Genomic DNA, 19,240 nt, shown 5'->3' on the forward strand with positions numbered 1-19,240 from the left:
CGTCTCCCCTATCAATGCCCGAATGTTCCGGCGCTCATGAGCCCAAGGCCCGCGCCAGGGCGGAAAACCCCGGCCCGGCCAGGACGATGAGCAGGGCCGGGAACAGAAACACCATCATCACCGCCGACATCTTCGCCGACATTTTCGACACCCGCTCCTGCAGGCCGGTCAGGCGGCGGTCGTCGAGCAGTTCCTTGAGCGCCAGAAGCGACTTCATCGAGCCACTGCCCTGCACCAGCAGTTGCTGGAGGATGACGCAGGTGTCGATGAACTCGTCCACCGCCAGCAGGCGCGCGGTCTTTTCCAGCTCCGGGCCCAGGGCCAGGCCGGAATCGACCCGCTGCAACACCAGGCGCAACTCGTCGCTGATGTTCGGCACCAGGCTGCGGCCTTCCAGGGCCAGCACGCGCAGGGCCTGCTCCACCGCCAGCCCGGTTTCGAAGAGGATGCGCAGCAACGGGATGAGCAGGCTCACCTCCTCGGCGATCCGCCGCTGGCGCCGGGCCGCCGCCACGACCAGCAGGCGCTTGGGCAACAGGTAGCCCGCGCCCAGCGCACAAAGCAACAGCACTCCCCAGTGCCCACGGTTTTCCCCGGGCAGGCCATGGGCCAACAGCAGCGCCATGCCCACTGCCAGCACCGGCAAGCCCAATTGCACGGCGGCGAACAGTGCGCGTTGCCGGCTGCGTCGCCAGCCCAGGCGGTCGAGCAGCGCCTGGGTCTCGCCGTCCAGCCGTTGCAGGCGCCGCCCCCACGGGCTGCTGCCCAGCCACTGCAACCAGTCGCCGAGGCGCTCGTCGCGGTCCAGCCGCCCCTGCAGTCGCCGCGCCACGCGCTGGCGAGCGCGCCACTGGCCGATGGCCTGCGCGGCCAGCAGGGCGAACGCGGCGAACAGGCACAGGGCGCTGAGCATCAGGGCCATGGTCACAGGCTCCTCATCATGCGCCACAGCACCAGGCAGCCGACCGCCTGCATGACAAAGGCGAACAGCAGCATCATCTGGCCGCTGGCGTCACGCCACATGGCCAGCAGGTAGGTGGGGTTGGCGAACAGGAAGTAGCCGACCATCACCAACGGCAGCGCGCCGAGGATCCACGCGGTGATGCGGGTCTCGCCGGTCATGGCGCGCAGTTGCCGGTCGCCCTGCTCGTGTTCGCGGATCAGCTTGATCAGGTTCTCCATCAGTTCGCTGGCGTTGCCGCCGTGGCGCTGGTTGATGCGCAATCCCAGGGCGAACATGCGCAGCTCGGCCTGGCCGTAGAGTTCGGCGAATTCGCTGACGGCATCCTCCAGCGGCACACCGAGCTGCACGTTGCGCCGCACCCGCAACATTGCCGAGCGCAACGGCTCGCGGGTGCTGTCGACGCCGCCGAGCACCGCCTCGTTGAGGGTGCGTCCGGCCTTGAGGCTGCGCACGCTGTAGTCGAGCAGACCGGGCAATTGCTGGACGATCTGCTGCAGGCGACGCCGACAGCGCCAACTCAGATACAGGTGGCCGAGCAAAGGGAGGCCCGCCAGCACCATCAGCGCCGCCACCCAGCCGGCCAGCAGGCCGGCGAGCAGGGTCAGCGCCAGCCAGCCCAGCAGCCAGGGGCGCGGGGAAAAATCGGCATGGGCAAGGCCGGCACGCTGCAGCAACGGGTCGAGCCAGTCACGCCGGGCCGTACCGCTGCGCACGACACGGTAGGCCCGGCCCAGGCGTTCGAGGATGCGTTCCTCGCCGCGCTTGTACAGGCCGAGACGCCAGAGCAGCAAGGCCATGCCCAGGCACAGGGGCGACAGCGCCAGCAGCAGCGGGCCCATCACAGCACCCCTTCGTGGCGCAGCTTGCCGCCGGCGGGGTTCGGCGCCTCGCGCAGAAAGCCCTCGCCACTGCGCCGGTCCAGGCGGAACAAGGTGTTGGTGACATACACGTCGTCACGCACCCCGACCACCTCGAGCACCTCGCTGACGCAGCGCCGACCATCGGCCAGGCGGGTCAGCTGGATCACCACGTCCAGCGCGGCGCAGATCATCTGCCGCAGGGTCTTCTCGGCAATCTGCCGCCCCGTCAGGCCGACCAGGGTCTCCAGGCGCAGCAGGGCGTCCTGGGCGGTGTTGGCGTGCACCGTGCTCATCGAACCGTCGTGGCCAGTGTTCATCGCGGTCATCACGTCGAGCACTTCGGCGCCGCGGATCTCGCCGAGGATGATGCGGTCGGGGCGCATGCGCAGGGCATTGCGGATCAGCTCGCTGGCCTTGATCTCGCCGTGGCCCTCGGCATTCGGCGGGCGGGTTTCCAGGCGCACCACGTGCGGATGGTGCAGCTGCAGTTCGGCCACGTCCTCGATGGTCACCAGGCGCTCCTGGGGCGCGATCATCTGGCTGAGGATGTTGAGCAGGGTGGTCTTGCCGGTGCCGGTGCCGCCACTGACCAGGATGTTGCAGCGCCGGCCCACGGCGCGTTCGAGGAAGTCGTAGATGGGCTGGTCGATGGCCCGGGTGGCCAGCAGGTCGGCGCTCTTGAGCATGTCCTGGCGGAACTTGCGGATCGACAGGCACGGCCCGTCCAGGGCCACCGGCGGGATGATCGCGTTGACCCGGCTGCCATCGGGCATGCGCGCATCGACCATCGGCGACGACTCGTCCAGGCGCCGACCAAGGGGCGCGAGGATGCGCTGCATGACCCGCTCGACATGGTGCGCATCGATGAAGCGCAGGTCGGTCTGCTGCAGCAGGCCGGAGCGTTCGACGAACACCCGGTACGGGCCGTTGACCAGGATCTCGGTGACGCTCGGGTCGCGCAGCAGCACCTCCAACGGTCCATAACCGGTGAGCTCGTCGACGATCTCCTCGGCCAGGCGCTCCATCTCGTAGCGCGACAGGGCCAGGCGCAGGCGCGCGACATAGTCGCCCACCTGCTCGAGGACGAACTGCGCCAGCACCGGCCGCGCGCCCTCCAGCAGGTTGCGGCCGCTGTCCTCGATGGCATCGATCACGTGCCGGTGCAAGGCGCGCTTGAGCGCCTGCGGGTCACTGGCCGCGTGACGGGGCCCGCCAAAGGGTTCTTCGCTGATCATCGGTTGCCCCACAGCCGGCGCAGCCAGGTCTGGCCCGGCGGCGAAAGGTTCTCCGAGCGCCGCGCCAGGCGCTCGCCCAGACCGCGCAGAGCCTGGGTAAGGCTTTCACGAGGGGCCAGTTCGAACAGGCTCAGGCCCTGGTTCTTGGCGTTCAGGCGCACTTCCGGGCTGTAGGGCATGACCTTGAGCAGGGGCAGCCCGTAGCGCTTGGCCAGGGCCTCGGCATCCGGCGCAACCTGGCGCAGGTAGCGGTCCACCAGCAGGCTGGCGTGCTCGAGCTTGATGCCACGGTCGCGCCACTGCTCGAGCACGTCGAGGTTGCGCCGGCAGTCGAGGATGTTCTGGTCGGTGTAGACGATCAACTTGTCGCAGTGGCTGACCAGGGTCCGCAGCGCCTCGCTGTCGGCCTGCCCGGTGAGGTTCACGACGATGTGCTGGAAGTGCTGGCGCAGGGCGCCGAGGAGCATGTGCAGCTCGGCGGCGCTGGACTGTTGCAGGGCCTCGTCGCTGTCGGCATAGGCGAGGATGCGCAGGCCGCCCTTGTCGCGGGTGAAGGCGCTGTCGATCAGGGTGGCGTCGAGCCGGCGCAGGTGGCGCAGGGCATCGCCGAAATGGAACGACGCCTCCAGGCCAAGCAAAGCCAGGCTGTCGCCACGGGGCAGGCCGAGGTCGAGCAGCAGGGTCTGCTGCCCGCTCTCCTGTACCACCCGCGCCAGGTGGGTGGTGAGCAGCGCGCCGTCGGCGCCGCGCTGGGCGCCATAGAGCACGGTGAGCCCGCCCAGGCTGGGGTTGCTGGTGGCCGTCGGCAAGCGTTTGCCCAGGCGCCGCACCAGCCCCGCCACCTCGCTGGCGCGCGAGCCGTAGGCGACGAAGTCACGGGCGCCGGCGCGCATGGCGTGCAGCACCAGCTGGTTATCCATACCGTCGCCGAGGGCGACGATGGCCAGCATCGGCTTGGCTTCCAGCAGGCCCTCGATCAACGCGCACTGGCCAATCAGCTGTTCGCGGTCCAGGCCGATGAACACCAGGTTGCTGAAGGTCATGTCGACCAGCGCCAGCAACTCATCAAGGTTCGCACTGCTGGCGCCGATCACCTGCCCAAGCGGCGCCAACGCGCCCTGCAGCCAGTGCAGGTCTTCGTCGTTGCGGGTCAGGGCCAGGTAGGTCTGGTTCAGGCTTTCGCTCATTGGGACAACCCGCCACGGCCTTCGAAGTTGCCGTTTTCCATGAAGAACAGGCGGCCCCAGCTGGGGTCGTAGGTGCGCAGCGCCTCGCCCGGCAGCTCCGGCAGGCGCGCATTGACGGCCAACGGCTGGACCAGGTGCGGGGTGACGATCATCAGCAGCTCGGTCTCTTCGCGGTTCAGTGCCGACTGGCGGAAGAACGCGCCGATGATCGGCAGGTTGCCCAGGCCCGGCATCTTGTCCACGGCCGAACGCACGTTGCTGCTGATCAGCCCGCTGATGATGAAGCTCTCGCCATCGGCCAGCGAAATGCTGGTGTCGGTGCGGCGCACGCTCAGGCCCGGCACCTGGGTACCGGCAATGACCACCGCGTTGTTGTAGTCGAGCTCGCTGACCTCGGGCGCCACCTTGAGGGTGATGCGGTTGCGGCTGACCACGGTCGGGGTCAGCGCCAGCCGCACGCCGAACTCCTTGTACTCGATCGACACGTTGTCGCTGCCGCTGCTGGGCACCGGTATGGGGATCTCGCCACCGGCCAGGAAGCTCGCGGTCAGGCCGCTGAGCACGGTCAGGCTGGGGCGGGCCAGGGTGTAGGCGAAGCCGCTGTTCTCCAAGGCGTTGATCATCGCCAGGAAGCGGCTGCTGCCGCCGCCCCAGACGATGTTGAAGACGTCGTTGTCGAGCGGGATGCCGGGCCGCACATCGGCGTAGGTCACCGGGTTGGTGCCGGTGGCAACGCCCGGCACGTAGCCGGGGCGCACCACGGTGTTGGGCACGGTATTGGGCGAGCCGATCAGGCTGTTGTTCGAGCCCTTGAAGAACAACCGCGCGCCGGCCTCCTTGTATTTCAGGCGGCGCACTTCAACGAAGCGAATATCGGCCTGCACCTGCACGGGCAGGTCCTCCTGGGCCGTGGGCAGTTGCGCGGCCTCTGCCATGTCGGCGCTGGCCCGGCCCTTGACGAACAGCATGGCCCGATGCGGCTGGGCAGCGCAGTCGGTCCAGAGCATGAGGCTGGTGGTGCCCTGCCCCACTGCCGTGAGCAGCACGGCCCGCGCGCCGCTGGGCTGGACATCGGCCACCTTGGGCTCGCCCACCGCCGCCCGGGTGATGGCCACCGGCAAGCGCAGCTCTTGCTGCAGGCCCTGGTCCATCTCGATGACCGAGGGCAGTTGGCCGAAGGCCGCGCAACCCTTTGCGGCCGCCTGCGCCGTCGGTGCGAGCAGGGCCAGGGCCAGCAGCGCCGGGGCCAGCCAGTTACCTCGTGGAGTAACACGCAAAGAACTACGCATGGATCGCATCCTTGCCGGTTCAGGGAGTCTTGTTGTTGTCGCCGTTCTGCGCGCCGCGGATGATCTGCATGGTCGGCGCGCCAGCCGCCGCGGCCGCCGCCTGGCTGGCCAGGGGCACCTGGGACAGCTGGCTGAAGCGATAGAGGTTGCGGTTGGCCGTTTCCACCTGCGCACTGGCGTCCTGGCCGGACCAGTACCCCGCCAGCAGCGGTTCGTCGGCACTGCGCACTGCCAGGCGCAGGGTGCCGGCCTGGGCCGCCAGCATCAGCCGGCTGGCCAGGGCCTCGGGCACCGCCAGCCCCACGGTGCGCGCCGGATTGCCACCGATGGTCTGCTGGTCTCGCCGGGCCTTGAGCTCTTCGGCGGTCTGGGCCGGGCGCCCATCGTTGGCCAGGCCCGTCTGCTGGTCGACACTCAGCACACGCAAGGCCGGCAGCACTACCTGGGCTGAAGATTGCGGGTTGTTGTTTTCTTCACGCAGGAACAGCAGCACGTCGACATAATCGCCTGGGCGCAGTTGCCCGGCGGCACCGATCACATCGTCGATGGCCACCGCGACCGCCCGTTCGTGGGGGCGAATCATCCGCGCCAATGGACCGCCGGCCTGAAAACTTGACTCGTCCAGCCAACTGCCCGCAGCAAGGGGGCGGGTACTGCTGCGCCCAAGCACCTGGTCAAGTTGCTGGAACGCGCCGGCAGGCACCACCTGCAGGCGCTCGAGCAGCACATCCTCCTCGCTCAAGGGGGTGTTGGCCGCGACCGCCCTGCGCAGGATAACGATGGGCGAACGCGCCGGTTCCGGGGGCGCGGCGGGCACGGCAGCGACCGGAATGGCAGCCTCGGAAGGCGGGGTCAAGGGCGTCGGCGCCGGCTCTGGCGGACGGCTCAAGCGCAGGCCCCAATACCCCGCGAGCAAGGCCGCGAGCAGGAACAGGCCGGCGAGGATCATGGTCAGGCGACTGCTCATCTGCGCTCTCCCTTACGCCCGGGACCAATGATGGCAAAAAGTAACTATTTCGCTATTGGACGGTAGCTGAGGCGCAATCTTTCGCCATTACCTGTGCTGGTTTTTTCGAGCCACGAAATTGACGCACCGACAAAACAAAAACTTAGCGCCGCCAATTCCAACCAATACTTTTGGATTAATGCTTTTTTACATTTGCAGGCCGCCACGGCTTGGCGATGCTCTGATGGCAAAGGGGTATCACTTATCAAGCCCCTCCGACCGGCGCCCATCGAGCGCAAGGAGACGTGCCATGCTGCTGCAACAGATCCTCCTCCACGTGAAGACCTTCCTCCTGCGCAAGGATGGCGCCTCCGGTATCGAATACGCGGTGATCGCGGCCATGGTCGCGGTGGTGCTGGCTGGCTTCGTCACCCCCATTTCGGGCGAAGTGTCGGAGATCATGACCAAGATCCAGACCGCGATCACCCAGTGACCGCACCGCGCCAGCGAGACGTGTAGTCCAACCGCCCGGAGCCAAGCATGCCGACCTCTTCCTTGCGTCAACAGATCCTGCTGGTGGACGACGAGGAGGAGGCCTTGCTGGAGCTGGCCGAGCTGCTGGAAAACGAAGGTTTCTGTTGTCACACCGCCACTTCGGTCAGGTCTGCCTTGCAACAGCTGACCCGCCATCCCGATGTGGCTCTGGTGATCACCGACCTGCGCATGCCCGAGGAGAGCGGCCTGGGCCTGGTCCAGCGCCTACGTGACCACACCGCCCGCCAGCACTTGCCGGTAATCGTCATGTCCGGGCATGCCGACATGGACGACGTCAGCGACCTGTTGCGGCTGCAGGTACTCGACCTGTTTCGCAAGCCGATCTATCACGCCCGCTTGCTCGAGACGCTGGAGAACCTGTTTCCCAAACCGTTGATGCAGGCGGTGAAATAACGCCGGAGTCGGCACCGTACAACGCCCTTACAGAAGGCGCCGCTGACGCGGCGCATCGCCGGCTTGCCGGCGATGAGGGGCACGGCCCCCTTACAATTGATAACTGAAACTCAGGTTCAGCCGTGGCCGCCGGTTGAAGCTGTCCAGCGCCATGTCCGACATCGGCTTGGCCACCTCCACCGCGATGTTGTAGTAGCGCATATCGCCAAAGCGCAGCCCCAGCGCCGCCGACGACATCTTCGAGTCGCGCACCTCCAGCGCGTTGAACCAGGCCCGCGCGGTGTCGAGCGCCACGTACGGCTGCACGACCTTGAGCCAGCCAGCGTCGCGCCGGAAGCTGTAGTTGAGCTCGTAGGCCAACCCCCAGCCCTTGTCTCCGGAGCCCTGGTCGCTGGGGTAGCCGCGCCCGAAGTTCTGCCCGCCGAACACCGCCCGCTCGCTGTCGGGCAGGCTGTCGTTGCTCCAGTAGGCCGCCGCCGATGCCACGCCCTGCCAGTTGTCGCTGAAGTTGTCGCTCTGCACGCCCGAGACCCGCAGGCGCAGGAAGTCCAGGTCGTAGTCGGCATTGGTGTTGGCGCCAAGGCGGTCGAGCCCCTGATAGACCCCGGCACTGAGGATACGCAGGCGGCGCGCATCAGCCTTGCGCCAGTCGCCTTCGAAGGACAGCGCGCGGATATCGGTCTCGCTGTCCAGGCGCAGGGGGAAACCCACCACCTGGTAATCGATGCGGTCGTTGACCACGTAGAAGCGCCCGACCACCTCCAGCCATTCACTGGGCGAGGCGATCAGCGATTGGCTGATGCCCACCGAGTAGCGTTCGTTCTCGCGGTGCTGGGTCAGGTCGATGCCGTTGTCCAGACGAATACGCGCCTTAGGGTCGCTGCGGTAGCGCGAAGCCGACAACAACAGCTTCGAGCCTTCGGCATCGAGGAACTGGCTGTAGTCGAGGCGGTAGTAATGCTCCTTGTCCTCGCCAGGCGGTACCAGCACGCTGGCGCTCAACTGTTCGGCAAAGCGGGTCTGCGCGTTGCTGCTGGCACCCAGCAGTGCCTGCAGGTCGTCGCGGCTGCCGTCGTTGAGGCTCAAGGTGGTGGTGACCGGCTTGCGCGACACCTGGGCGAGCAGGCGGGTCGCGCCGTCGGTGGTCGCCGGCGGCGGCACCTGGGCCTGGAACGTCACCCCGGGGATGCGCCCGGCCAGGCTGGTATAGCGCTCGAAGCTTTCGCGGGTCAGCGGACGCTCGGCCTTGAGCCGGTCCAGCAGTTGCACCAGGTAGGCCCGCGCCGCGCCAATGTCGCCCTCGATGTGATAGTCGTGGATGTAGCCTTCCACCAGCACCACCCGCACCCGGCCATCGGCGAAGTCCTGGGGCGGCAGGTAGGCGTATGACAGCAGGTAACCGTCCTGCTGGTAGCGTTGGGTCAGGCGGCGGGTGATCTCGATCAACTCGGCGAGCGTGACCTCGCGCCCGATCACCGGCTGGAAATGCTCGCGCAGGTCGCTCAGGGGGTAGACGGTGCCGCCTTCGAAACGCACCTTGCGCACCGCCACCCGGGTGTTCATCAGCAACGGTGGTTGCCGCGTGGTGTCCACGCTGGGCACGCGCAAGCCGGGCTGGTCGGGCCGGTAGGCATCCACCGGCAGGTTGGGCGTGGGCAGGCGGCGTTCGGTCTCGTTGCGGTTGAGGAAGCTCGGCAGGGGTTCGCCCCGGGCCAGGCAGGCTGCGGACAGGCCCAGCATCGTCAGCAGCAATCGGCGCATTCGGACACTCCATGATCCACGAGTTGCGGGGTGACCGACCGGCGAACGGCGCGCCGGTCGGTCTCACTCACCTTGAGCGTAGCCCGTGGCGTCAGCGCTGCCCGCCTGCCAGAGCCCCTGACACACCATTGAGCGCACCACCAAGACCACCGGCCGGTGCGCCGCCATTGACCAAGGTGCCCGCCTGGCCGAGCGTTGTACCGACCGCGGTCACCGTCGCGCCAACCTGGCTGACAACCGGGTTGCCTGTGGTACCGGCCAGCTGCGTGCCGGCAGAGCCCACCGCGCCACCGACCTGGTTCAGCAGCCCCGCCACGGGGGCGCCGACGCCGGTGCTGGCGCCAACTTGCTGGGTGACGCTGGAGACACCAGTGACCACCGGGTTGAGGCCGCTGCCCACCTGTTGGGTCAGCGCCGCGACCGGCGCCCCGGCAGCGCTGTTGGCCACGCCGTTGCCACCGAGCACAGTGCCCAGGCTGGCGACGGTATTGCCCGTCTGCACCGAAGTGCCGCCAATACCACTCACGGTCGGGCTGGTGGTGCTCGCCGTCAGCCCATTGCCGGCACCGGCCAGCACGCCGCCGACGGTTTCCAGCAGGCCGCTGCGTGGGCCGCCGGTGGCAGGGGCCAGCCCGCTCGCCGTGCTGACCGTGGTGCCGGTATTGGCCACCGCCTGACCGAGCGTGTTGCTCAAGGGGTTGCCGTTGCCCGCCCCCGCCAGTTGCTGGCCGGCCTGGTTCAGGGCACCACCGGTCTGGTTCAGCGCCTGGTTCAGCGGCCCGGCGAGCCCGGTCTGCCGCGTGGCATTGGCCGCCGTGTTTTCCACCAGCGAGACCACCGGCACCAAGGCATCGCTCACGCCTTGGGTCGCCCCGGCGAGCGGGCCGCTGGTGCCGACCGGCGACAGGGTGTCGCCGAGCATGGTCACCGCCTGGCCGACCCGGTCGACGCCTTGACCGGCCCCGGCAACCAGTTGGTTGACCACCGGCACCTGCTCGACCGGCCCGTTGGTGGCCAGCCCGGCCACGCCCTGGCCAAGGCCGGAGACGCCGCCGCCCAGGTCGGCGGTGGCAGCACCGACCACGCCGACCGTGGTGCCCACGGCATTGTTGCCGGTACCCAATTGCCCCAGGCCCTCGCTCAGGCCACCGCCGACGCTGTTCACGGCGTTGCCGGCGGAGGACACCAGCGTGCCCACGCCACCGCTCAACGAGGTATTGCCGGCAATGGGCAGCGCACCGATCACCTGGCCGAGATTGCTCACGCCGTCACCGACCCCGGACACAGTATTGCCCAATTGATCGACCACCTGGCCGGTGACCAGCGCGGTGGGTGTGCTACCACCGCCCGTGCCGCCGTCACCGCCACCAGGCGTGCTGCCGCCGCCAGTGCCTCCACCGCCGCCGCCGCCACCGGTACCGGCGCTGCCATCACCCGGGGACGTGGTGCCACCGCTACCGCCTCCACCACTGCCGCCCGTGCCATCGCCCCCGCCGCCACCGGCTCCGGCACCCGCGCCGCCGTCGGACGACGAACCATCGACCTCGCTGTGATGCCCGCCGCCGCCGCTGCTGCAACCGGCAAGGCCCAGACTCACGGCCATCGTCAGCGCCGTTGCCGCCTTGATCCACGCTTGAGTGTTCATGGAAGGACTCCCGCTGCTAAATGTTTTGCTCACAACAGCAGTGAAAGCGCATGGCGCCGAATCGGGTAGCTCACAACTTGGTGTTAGTACCTGTGGCAGGGGCAATGAGGGCGGGAAAACAAGAAGAATTTCAGTAGTTTGACGACGCGCGCAGGGATGCGCCACGAAAGGATTAGTCGTAACTCATTAGTACAAGCGGCAAGCCCTGCCAGTGTTGCCGGGCTTGCCGACCGGGGGCGTCAGAAGTCGAAGAACACTGTCTCCCCGTCGCCCTGGATACGAATGTCGAAGCGGTACGCCGTCTTGCCGTCCACTTCGCAGCGCCTGGCAATCAAGGTCTCGCGCCGCTGCGGCTGTTCGATCAGGTTCAGCACCGGGCACCTGGCGTTCGCCTCGGCTTCGTCATCGAAATACAGCCGGGTATGCAGGTGGATATTGATGCCCCGGGCAAACAGGCTGAGGTTGATGTGCGGCGCCATCGGCACGCCCGCGGCGTTGTTCACCACCCCCGGCTTGACCGTGTGCAGGGTCCACTCGCCGGCATCGAAGGTGGTCGCGGTGCGGCCAAAGCTGTTGAAGGCGTTCTCGAGGTGGTACTCGTCCTGATAGCGGCCCTCGGCGTCCGCCTGCCACACCTCCAGGAACGAGTCGCGCACCAGGTGGCCATTGCCGTCGTACACCTGGCCGATCAGCAATATGTGCTCGCCCGGTGCATCGGGCTGGGCCAGGCGGTTGCAGATTTCATGGTCACGGGTCGGGTTGCCGGCCGCTTCCAGGGCAAGGCCGATATGCACATAGGGGCCGGCGGTCTGCGAAGGGGTTTCCGGCAGCAGTTCGATAGGCATGACGGGGCTCCTCAGCGGTTTTCGAAGTGGGTCTGGCGCTGGCCGCGCAGGACGATGTCGAAGCGGTAGGCCAGGCAATCCATGGGGTTGGCGTGGCTCATGTCGAGCCTGGCGATCAGCCGCTCGACGGCATCCGGGTTGGCGATCGACTTGACGATCGGGCACAGCGGGATCAGCGGGTCGCCCTCGAAGTACAACTGGGTGATCAGCTTGGTGGCGATCGACGGGCCGCTGATGGAGAAGTGGATATGCGCCGGACGCCAGTCGTTGGGGCCGTTGCGCCAGGGGTACGGGCCGGGCTTGATGGTGCGGAAGCTGTAGTAGCCGTCGCGGTCGGTCAGGCAGCGGCCGACACCGCCGAAGTTCGGGTCCAGCGGTGCCAGGTAGCGGTCGTTCTTGTGCCGGTAACGGCCACCGGCATTGGCCTGCCACATTTCCACCAGGGTGTTGGGCACCGGCTTGCCATACTGGTCGACCACCCGTCCGGCAACGATGATGCGCTCGCCAATGGGCAGGCCGCCCTGGTTGAAGTTGAGCAGCAGGTCATGGTCGTGCTCGCCGAAGCGCAAGTGGGAAAAGTCCGGGCCGGTGCTTTCGCTGATCGACTGCGGGATGCTGACCAGCGCCTGGCGCGGGGAGCGCGCCACCGAGGTCTTGTAGTCGGGGGTGAAGGCCTTGGGGTGCCAGTTGCGATCACGGATCACGAAGCGGCTGGTGTCCTGGGCGGGCATGCCGGTTTCCTCTCTTGGAATTATCGAACGCCTGGGCGTGGCAGGCGGACTTGCAGTTTCCGGCAGGTGCGACGGGATGAATATTGAATTCAGCGGTCCCAGGCATAACCATTTGGTTATGCGTCAGCGGTCGGGAATACACCTCGGTCTTCGCTGAACTAATCTTGGACTTCATGTTTCAGCAACCGGAGAGCTCTACATGGAATGGCGAAAAGGCCGACGCAGCGACAACGTGGTCGATGCCCGCGGCGAAGGGGGTGGCGGCGGCATGCGCTTCGGCGGCGGCAAGGGCCTGGGGCTCGGCGCCATCCTGCTGATCGTCGGCATCGGCTGGCTTACCGGGCAGGACCCACTGCAGATCCTCGGCCAACTGGCTGGGCAGATGGAGCAGCAACAGACCGCCCCTGCCAACGTCGACGGCAAGGCACCGCCGGCCAACGACGAGCAGGCCGAATTCGTCGCCTTGATCCTCGGCGACACGGAGGACACCTGGAAGGCACTGTTCGCCCAGGCCGGCAAACAGTACCGCGACCCCAAGCTGGTGCTGTTCAGCGGCCAGGTCAACTCTGCCTGCGGCTTCGCCTCCTCGGCGGTCGGGCCGTTCTATTGCCCCGGCGACCAGCGCGTGTACCTGGACATGACCTTCTTCCGCGAAATGGAAACCCGCTTCAAGGCCGCCGGCGACTTCGCCCAGGCCTATGTGATCGCCCACGAGATCGGCCACCATGTGCAGACCCTGCTGGGCGTCTCGGCCAAAGTCGATGCGGCGCGCCGCAGTGGCCAGCGCATGGAGGGCGACAATGGCTTGCTGGTGCGCCAGGAGCTGCAGGCCGACTGCCTGGCCGGGGTCTGGGCCTACCAGGCGCAGAAGCGTCTGAACTGGCTGGAGCCGGGTGACGTCGAGGAGGCGTTGAACGCCGCCAACGCCATTGGCGACGACCGTTTGCAACAGCAGGGTCAGGGCCGCGTGGTGCCCGACTCGTTCACCCATGGCACCTCCCAGCAGCGCATGCGCTGGTTCAAGGCCGGGTTCTCCAGCGGCGATCTGAACCAGTGCGATACCTTCAGCGCGCGTAGCCTCTGAAATAGCGATCGGCGGTCAGCCGGCTCCTGCTGCGAGTCCGCTGACCCGCAATTGACAACATCAAAAACGTAAACGTATTCAACAAGTTACAAAATTGCGGAAAAAGCGTTTCAGCTTCTCCCAGCGTTGCCGATAAGTCCTACACAAATCTGCGGGCTATCTGACAACAACAACGCCCAACTTTTGAGATCAAGTGAGCGAAATCATTCTCTGGGAGAGCGTGCATGAACAGTTGGTTCGCCAATATCAGCGTCAACCTCAAACTCGGCCTGGGCTTCGGCCTGGTCCTGGTCCTGACCGGCCTGCTGGCCCTGACCGGCTGGAACAGCCTGGGCAGCCTTATCGACCGCAGCAACTGGATGAGCGACATCACCCAGCTCAACAGTGACCTGACCAACCTGCGCGTGGCCCGCCTGCAGTGGATGCTGACCAACGGCGACGACGCCTCGGCAGCCAACGTCCAGGCCAAGCTCGACGCCTTCGGCAGCCAGCAGCAGCACCTGGTCAACACCTTCAAGAGCCCCGAGAACCTCAAGCTGCTGCGCGAGCAGGGCCAGAGCATCAGCGAGTACCGGGTTTCGCTGGAGAAGATGCGCCAGGGCTACAAGACCACCCTCACCGCCCGCGACTCGATGAACCAGGCCGCAGCCCGCGCCAACGACGCCATCGAAGCGATCAGCGGCGCCGTGCTGTCCAGCAGCGAAAGCGATGCCAGCCGCCTGGCCCAATACCTGCTGATCAGCAAGGCCAAGCAGCAGCTGGTGCAGGTCCGCCTGGACGTGCGCAGCTACATCGCCGACCTGACCAGCGAAGCCGAGCAGGCCGCCCTGCGCCAGCTGGAAAACGCCCTCAGCGAAATCGACAGCCTCAAGCGCCAGCTGCCGGCCGAAGCCTCGCGCATCCAGCAGTTCGAAAGCGCCGTTCTGGCCTACCGTGATGCCGTGCGTCAGTTCCGCGACGCCACTGCCGCCATTGGCGTAGCCCGTGCCGAAATGACCGTGCAGGGCGCCGATATCGTCAAGCGCAGCGACGAGCTGTACAAGATCCAGATCGAGCGCCGTGACGACGAAAGCGTCCAGGCCCGCAGCCTGCAAACCACCGCAACCCTGCTGGCGCTGCTGGTAGGCGTGCTCGCCGCGTTCATCATCACCCGTCAGATCACCCGTCCGCTGCGCGAGACCATGGACGTGGTCAACCGCATCGCCAGCGGCGACCTCACCCAGCAACTGCGCGTCACCCGCCGCGACGAACTGGGCGCCCTGCAGCAAGGCATCGCACGCATGGGCACCACCCTGCGTGACCTGATCACCGGCATCCGCGACGGCGTCACCCAGATCGCCAGCGCCGCCGAAGAACTGTCGGCGGTGACCGAGCAGACCAGCGCCGGCGCCAACAGCCAGAAGGTCGAGACCGACCAGGTAGCCACCGCCATGCACGAGATGGCCGCCACCGTGCAGGAAGTCGCGCGCAACGCCGAACAAGCCTCCCACGCCGCGACCAACGCCGACGACGAAGCCCGTGTCGGCGACAAGGTAGTGGGTGAAGCGATCAGCCAGATCGAGCGCCTGGCCCACGAAGTTCACCGCTCCACCGAGGCCATGACCTTGCTGCAGCAGGAAAGCCAGAAGATCGGCAGCGTCATGGACGTGATCAAGTCGGTGGCCGAGCAGACCAACCTGCTGGCGCTCAACGCCGCCATCGAGGCCGCCCGTGCCGGTGAGGCCGGGCGTGGTTTCGCCGTGGTCGCCGACGAGGTGCGTGGCCTCGCCCAGCGCACCCAGCAGTCCACCGAGGAAATCGAAGGCCTGATCGCCAGCCTGCAGCACGGCACCCAGCAGGTTGCCGAAGTGATGAACGGCAGCCGCAACCTGACCGACAGCAGCGTCGAGCTGGCGCGCAAGGCCGGTGGTTCGCTGGAAAGCATCACCCGCACGGTGTCGAACATCCAGTCGATGAACCAGCAGATCGCCGCCGCCGCCGAGCAGCAGAGCGCCGTGGCCGAAGAGATCAGCCGCAGCATCCTCAACGTGCGCGACGTGTCGGAGCAGACCGCCGCGGCCAGCGACGAGACCGCCGCTTCCAGCGTCGAGCTGGCGCGCCTGGGTGGCCACCTGCAGACCCTGGTCAGCCAGTTCCGCGTCTGATCCTGTAAAGCATCGCGGGGCAAGCCCGCTCCCACAGATTCGTGGGAGCGGGCTTGCCCCGCGATCATTTCTGCCTCGGGTTACTTGACGATCATCCCCACCCCGCGCCCGCGCGGATCAGACGCCGTCTCCAGCTTCTCGCCGGTGACCCGGATCGCCTGGATGTCGCCCATCTCCCAGCCCTGGTCCTCCAGCACGTAGCCCATCTTCTTCAGGTCGTCAGCCACCTGCCCCTTGAGCGGCGCATAGCTGTCGAAGTAGATGGTGTCCTTGGGCAGCAACTGGTGATGCACGCGCTGCGCCGCCACGGCTTTCTCCAGCGGCATGCCGAAGTCGTACAGGTTGTTCATCACCTGGAAGATCGAGGTGAAGATCCGCGAACCGCCCGGGGTGCCCAGCACCAGCACCACCTTGCCGTCACGCGCCACCAGGCTCGGGCTCATCGACGAGAGCATGCGCTTGCCCGGCGCGATGGCATTGGCGTCGCCGCCGACCACGCCAAAGGCGTTGGCCGCGCCCGGCTTGGCGCTGAAGTCGTCCATCTCGTCGTTGAGCAGGAAGCCCGCGCCCTTGACCACCACGCCGCTGCCGTAGTCGAGGTTGAGGGTGTAGGTGTTGCTCACCGCGTTGCCCTGCTTGTCGACGATGGAGAAGTGGGTGGTCTGGTGCGGTTCCAGCCCCGGCTTGACCTGGTCGGTTGCGGAAATCGCGTTCGGGTTGACCTGGGCGGCACGCTTGGCCAGGTAATCCTTGGCCACCAGCTGGTCGACCGGAACCTTGGTGAAGGCCGGATCACCGAGATAGTCGGCGCGGTCGGCGAACACGCGCTTCTCGATCTCGGCCAGCAGGTGGATGTACTTGGCGGAGTTGTGCTCGACGCCCTTGAAGTCCGCCGCGCGGTCTTCCTTGATGCCCAGCAGCTGGGCCAGGGCGACGCCGCCTGAGCTTGGCGGCGGCGCGGTGTAGACCACGTTGCCGCGCCAGTTGATGGCGATCGGGTCGCGCCACACGGCCTTGTAGTCCTTGAGGTCGTCCTTGCTGATCAGGCCCTTGTCGGCCTGCATCTGCGCCACCAGCAAGTCGGCGGTCTTGCCCTGGTAGAACTCGCTGACGCCCTTGTCGGCAATACGCTCGAGGGTCTGCGCCAGCTCCGGCTGCTTGAACAGCTCGCCGACTTTCATGCTGCCGAAGTAGTCGTTGAAGTTGGTCGCGGTCTTGAACAGGCCCTGGGCGTCATCACGGTACTGGTACTGCTTCTGGGCAATCTTGAAACCGTTGTGCGCATAGCCGATGGCCGGGGTCAGCAGCTCGCTCCACTTGAGCTTGCCGAACTTCTGGTGTGCCTCCCACAGCCCCATCACCGTGCCCGGCACACCGGCAGCGCGCACGCCGACCAGGCTGAGGTTCTCGATCACCTCGCCCTTGTCGTCCAGGTACATGGTCTTGGTCGCGGCCTTGGGCGCCACTTCGCGGTAGTCGAGGAAGTAGGGTTTGCCGTCGACGAACAGGGTCATGAAGCCACCGCCGCCGATGTTGCCAGCCTCGGGGTAGGTCACCGCCAGGGTGAAGGCGGTGGCGACGGCGGCGTCCACCGCGTTGCCGCCCTTCTTGAGGATGTCGGCGGCCACCTGTGCGCCATATTGATCAGGCGCGGCCACCGCGCCGCCTTCAAGCGTCACGGCAAAGGCGGAGGAGCAGCTCAGGATCGCGGCCCCGAGGGCCAGGGGCTGGAACATGACAATACGCATGCGCACTTCCTTGGTGTTGTTTTTGTTGATCAGTCATTAAGGCCGAAGCCCTGTCACTAAGCAAACACCCCGGTCGTTTCACGCCGCCGACGGGCAGACCCTGTCGCGTTCAGGCAACTCAGCAGGCATAGACCGCCAGCTTTTTCTGGATGAAATCGAGAAAGCACTGGATGCGCAGGGCCAGCTGGGTATTGCGGTAGTAGACCGCGTGGATCGGCTGGCGATAGCCATTGTTGTGCTCGGCGAGGATCACGTTCAGCCGGCCGGCGCGGATGTCCTCGTGGGTCATGAAGTGCGACAGGCTGACCATGCCCTCGCCGGCGATGGCCAGCTGACGCAAGGTCTCGCCGCTCGAGGCGACCAGCTGCGGGCGGATCGCCCAGCGGTCGCCCTGGGCATGGCGCAGTGGCCACTGGTTGAGCGACTCGAGGGTGCTAAAGCCGAGCAGGCAATGGGCCTCGAGATCCTCGACCCGCTGCGGCGTGCCATGCCGGGCCAGGTAGTCGGGGCTGGCAAGCACCTGCACCGGGCTGCAGCCGAGCGAACGGGCATGCAGGCTGGAGTCGGCCAGTTCGCCGATGCGGATGGCCACGTCGGTGCTTTGCTCCAGCAGGTCGATGATCAGGTCGTCGGTGTTCAGTTCCAGCTCGATGCCAGGGTACTGCTGACGGAACTCGCCGATCCACGGCAGGATCGCGTGCAGCATGAACGGCGCGGCGGCGTTGATGCGCAGGCGCCCGGTCGGGGTCTGGCGGTTCAGCGAGAGGCGCTCTTCCATGTCGTCCATCTGCTCGAGGATCGCCCGGGCGCGCTGCAGGAAGAAGCGCCCTTCCTCGGTCAGGTCCATGCGCCGCGTGGTGCGGTTGACCAGCGTGGTGCCGAGCTTGCTTTCCAGGCGCGACAGGGTGCGGCTGACTGCGGAGGGCGTCTGGCCGATCTGCTCCGCGGCGGCGGAGATCGAGCCGCTGTCGATGACGGCGACAAATACCTGGAGTTCTTCGGATCGGGTTTTCACGCGGATGGCCTTGGCAGGTGGATGCCGTGATTCATAGCGGTTGGACAGCAACCGCGCAAGGGGCCGCTACGCGCCCCTTTCGCCGGCTTGCCGGCGAGAGGCCCGTGCAGGAACAACAAGACAGTTGGAGCCGCGCTGTCATTGAGCCTTGCCAAACACCTGGTCCAGATGCTGCTCATAGGCCGCCAGCGCCGCTGGCACATCCGGCCGCTTCATCACATCGACGGCGAGGAAGGTCGGCAACCCGCTCATGCCGAGGAACTGGTTGGCCTTGTGGAACGGGAAGTACACCGCGTCCACGCCCTTGCCCTCGAAAAAATCGCTGGGGTCATCGAACGCCTGCTGCGGCGCGTTCCAGGTCAGCGACAGCATGTATTGCTTGCCCTGCACCAGGCCGCCGCTGCCGTACTTCTGCGAGGCGTCCGAACGGGTACGGCCATCGTTGGCGTACAGGCTGCCGTGGCCGGCGGTGAACACGTCGTCGATGTACTTCTTCACAGTCCAAGGCGCGCCCATCCACCAACCGGGCATCTGGTAGATCACTACATCCGCCCAGAGGAACTTCTCCACCTCGGCCTGGACGTCGTAGCCGCCGTCGATGAAGGTTTCCCGCACATCGAAACCGGCGCGGTCCAGATGGGCCAGTGCGGCATCGTGCAGGGTCTGGTTGAGACGGCCGTCGGAATGGGCGAAGCGTTTACCGCCGTTGAGCAGGAGAATCTTTTTCATGGGAGGGTCAGCCCTGTAAGTGAAGTTGCCGGCAGGTTAGGCAACCAGGCGGCGGGGAAACAGCCAGGGCAGGGCAAAATTCTTTTGCCTGGAAATCACGAATGGTAAG

Annotated in this window: 17 protein-coding genes and 1 pseudogene; 5 read left to right on the forward strand and 13 right to left on the reverse strand. The window is 66.6% G+C overall.

Translation table 11 applies throughout. From position 1 onward, the window contains the following. Positions 1-34 precede the first annotated feature (34 nt). From OH705_RS23005 to cpaB, 6 genes are read right to left on the reverse strand one after another with little or no spacing between them, the layout of a single operon-like run. Positions 35-922 (reverse strand): type II secretion system F family protein, encoded by an 888-nt coding sequence (locus OH705_RS23005; RefSeq protein ID WP_094012496.1) that lies wholly within the window; start codon positions 920-922, stop codon positions 35-37. Positions 923-924: 2 nt separating this feature from the next. After that, positions 925-1,806: a type II secretion system F family protein gene (locus OH705_RS23010; RefSeq protein WP_267303051.1), complete on the reverse strand. Its 882-nt coding sequence runs from the start codon at positions 1,804-1,806 to the stop codon at positions 925-927. After that, entirely contained in the window at positions 1,803-3,059 is a 1,257-nt protein-coding gene (locus tag OH705_RS23015) for a CpaF family protein (RefSeq protein ID WP_038706838.1), read from the reverse strand. Before OH705_RS23015 ends, OH705_RS23010 begins: the two co-directional genes overlap by 4 nt. After that, on the reverse strand, positions 3,056-4,246 hold the full coding sequence (locus OH705_RS23020; protein WP_038706839.1) for a pilus assembly protein: 1,191 nt from the start codon (positions 4,244-4,246) through the stop codon (positions 3,056-3,058). The genes OH705_RS23015 and OH705_RS23020 overlap by 4 nt, the downstream gene beginning before the upstream one ends. Further along, on the reverse strand, positions 4,243-5,535 hold the full coding sequence (locus OH705_RS23025) for a type II and III secretion system protein family protein (RefSeq protein WP_052062228.1): 1,293 nt from the start codon (positions 5,533-5,535) through the stop codon (positions 4,243-4,245). The genes OH705_RS23020 and OH705_RS23025 overlap by 4 nt, the downstream gene beginning before the upstream one ends. A 19-nt stretch (positions 5,536-5,554) precedes the next feature. After that, positions 5,555-6,502, reverse strand: a complete 948-nt coding sequence (gene cpaB, locus OH705_RS23030; protein WP_038706840.1) for a Flp pilus assembly protein CpaB — start codon at positions 6,500-6,502, stop codon at positions 5,555-5,557. A 289-nt stretch (positions 6,503-6,791) separates the two neighbouring features. Between cpaB and OH705_RS23035 the strand changes: the two genes are divergently transcribed. Beyond that, on the forward strand, positions 6,792-6,974 hold the full coding sequence (locus tag OH705_RS23035; RefSeq protein ID WP_023632521.1) for a Flp family type IVb pilin: 183 nt from the start codon (positions 6,792-6,794) through the stop codon (positions 6,972-6,974). 47 nt (positions 6,975-7,021) lie between these two features. Beyond that, a complete protein-coding gene (locus OH705_RS23040) occupies positions 7,022-7,429 on the forward strand; it encodes a response regulator (protein ID WP_023632522.1) in 408 nt (135 codons plus the stop codon). 90 nt (positions 7,430-7,519) lie between these two features. Here OH705_RS23040 and OH705_RS23045 read toward each other — a convergent pair whose 3' ends face one another. From OH705_RS23045 to pcaH, 4 genes are all read right to left on the reverse strand, one after another. Beyond that, entirely contained in the window at positions 7,520-9,190 is a 1,671-nt protein-coding gene (locus OH705_RS23045; RefSeq protein WP_267303052.1) for a ShlB/FhaC/HecB family hemolysin secretion/activation protein, read from the reverse strand. A gap of 91 nt (positions 9,191-9,281) precedes the next feature. Beyond that, a complete protein-coding gene (locus tag OH705_RS23050) occupies positions 9,282-10,835 on the reverse strand; it encodes a collagen-like triple helix repeat-containing protein (RefSeq protein WP_267303053.1) in 1,554 nt (517 codons plus the stop codon). Between the two features lie 239 nt (positions 10,836-11,074). Then, on the reverse strand, positions 11,075-11,680 hold the full coding sequence (gene pcaG, locus OH705_RS23055) for a protocatechuate 3,4-dioxygenase subunit alpha (protein ID WP_023631026.1): 606 nt from the start codon (positions 11,678-11,680) through the stop codon (positions 11,075-11,077). Positions 11,681-11,691: 11 nt separating this feature from the next. Continuing rightward, a complete protein-coding gene (gene pcaH / locus OH705_RS23060; protein ID WP_094012489.1) occupies positions 11,692-12,411 on the reverse strand; it encodes a protocatechuate 3,4-dioxygenase subunit beta in 720 nt (239 codons plus the stop codon). 199 nt (positions 12,412-12,610) lie between these two features. Between pcaH and OH705_RS23065 the strand changes: the two genes are divergently transcribed. From OH705_RS23065 to OH705_RS29405, 3 genes and pseudogenes are all read left to right on the forward strand, one after another. Next, positions 12,611-13,495, forward strand: a complete 885-nt coding sequence (locus OH705_RS23065) for a neutral zinc metallopeptidase (protein WP_267303054.1) — start codon at positions 12,611-12,613, stop codon at positions 13,493-13,495. Between the two features lie 359 nt (positions 13,496-13,854). Then, positions 13,855-14,736 (forward strand): annotated as a pseudogene (locus OH705_RS29400) (methyl-accepting chemotaxis protein); the annotation flags it as partial. Positions 14,737-14,934: 198 nt separating this feature from the next. Further along, on the forward strand, positions 14,935-15,639 hold the full coding sequence (locus tag OH705_RS29405; RefSeq protein WP_371918342.1) for a methyl-accepting chemotaxis protein: 705 nt from the start codon (positions 14,935-14,937) through the stop codon (positions 15,637-15,639). Positions 15,640-15,719: 80 nt separating this feature from the next. On the opposite strand, the gene ggt is transcribed toward OH705_RS29405, so the two are convergent. From ggt to OH705_RS23085, 3 genes are all read right to left on the reverse strand, one after another. After that, complete coding sequence (gene ggt / locus OH705_RS23075) at positions 15,720-17,387, reverse strand: gamma-glutamyltransferase (protein ID WP_094012487.1); 1,668 nt, start codon at positions 17,385-17,387, stop codon at positions 15,720-15,722. Between the two features lie 118 nt (positions 17,388-17,505). Beyond that, positions 17,506-18,402: a LysR family transcriptional regulator gene (locus OH705_RS23080; RefSeq protein ID WP_094012512.1), complete on the reverse strand. Its 897-nt coding sequence runs from the start codon at positions 18,400-18,402 to the stop codon at positions 17,506-17,508. A gap of 138 nt (positions 18,403-18,540) precedes the next feature. Next, positions 18,541-19,131 (reverse strand): NAD(P)H-dependent oxidoreductase, encoded by a 591-nt coding sequence (locus tag OH705_RS23085; RefSeq protein WP_023631586.1) that lies wholly within the window; start codon positions 19,129-19,131, stop codon positions 18,541-18,543. Between the last annotated feature and the right edge of the window lie 109 nt (positions 19,132-19,240).

It is taken from the genome of Pseudomonas sp. BJa3, from assembly GCF_026343815.1.
Taxonomy (GTDB): domain Bacteria; phylum Pseudomonadota; class Gammaproteobacteria; order Pseudomonadales; family Pseudomonadaceae; genus Aquipseudomonas; species Aquipseudomonas soli.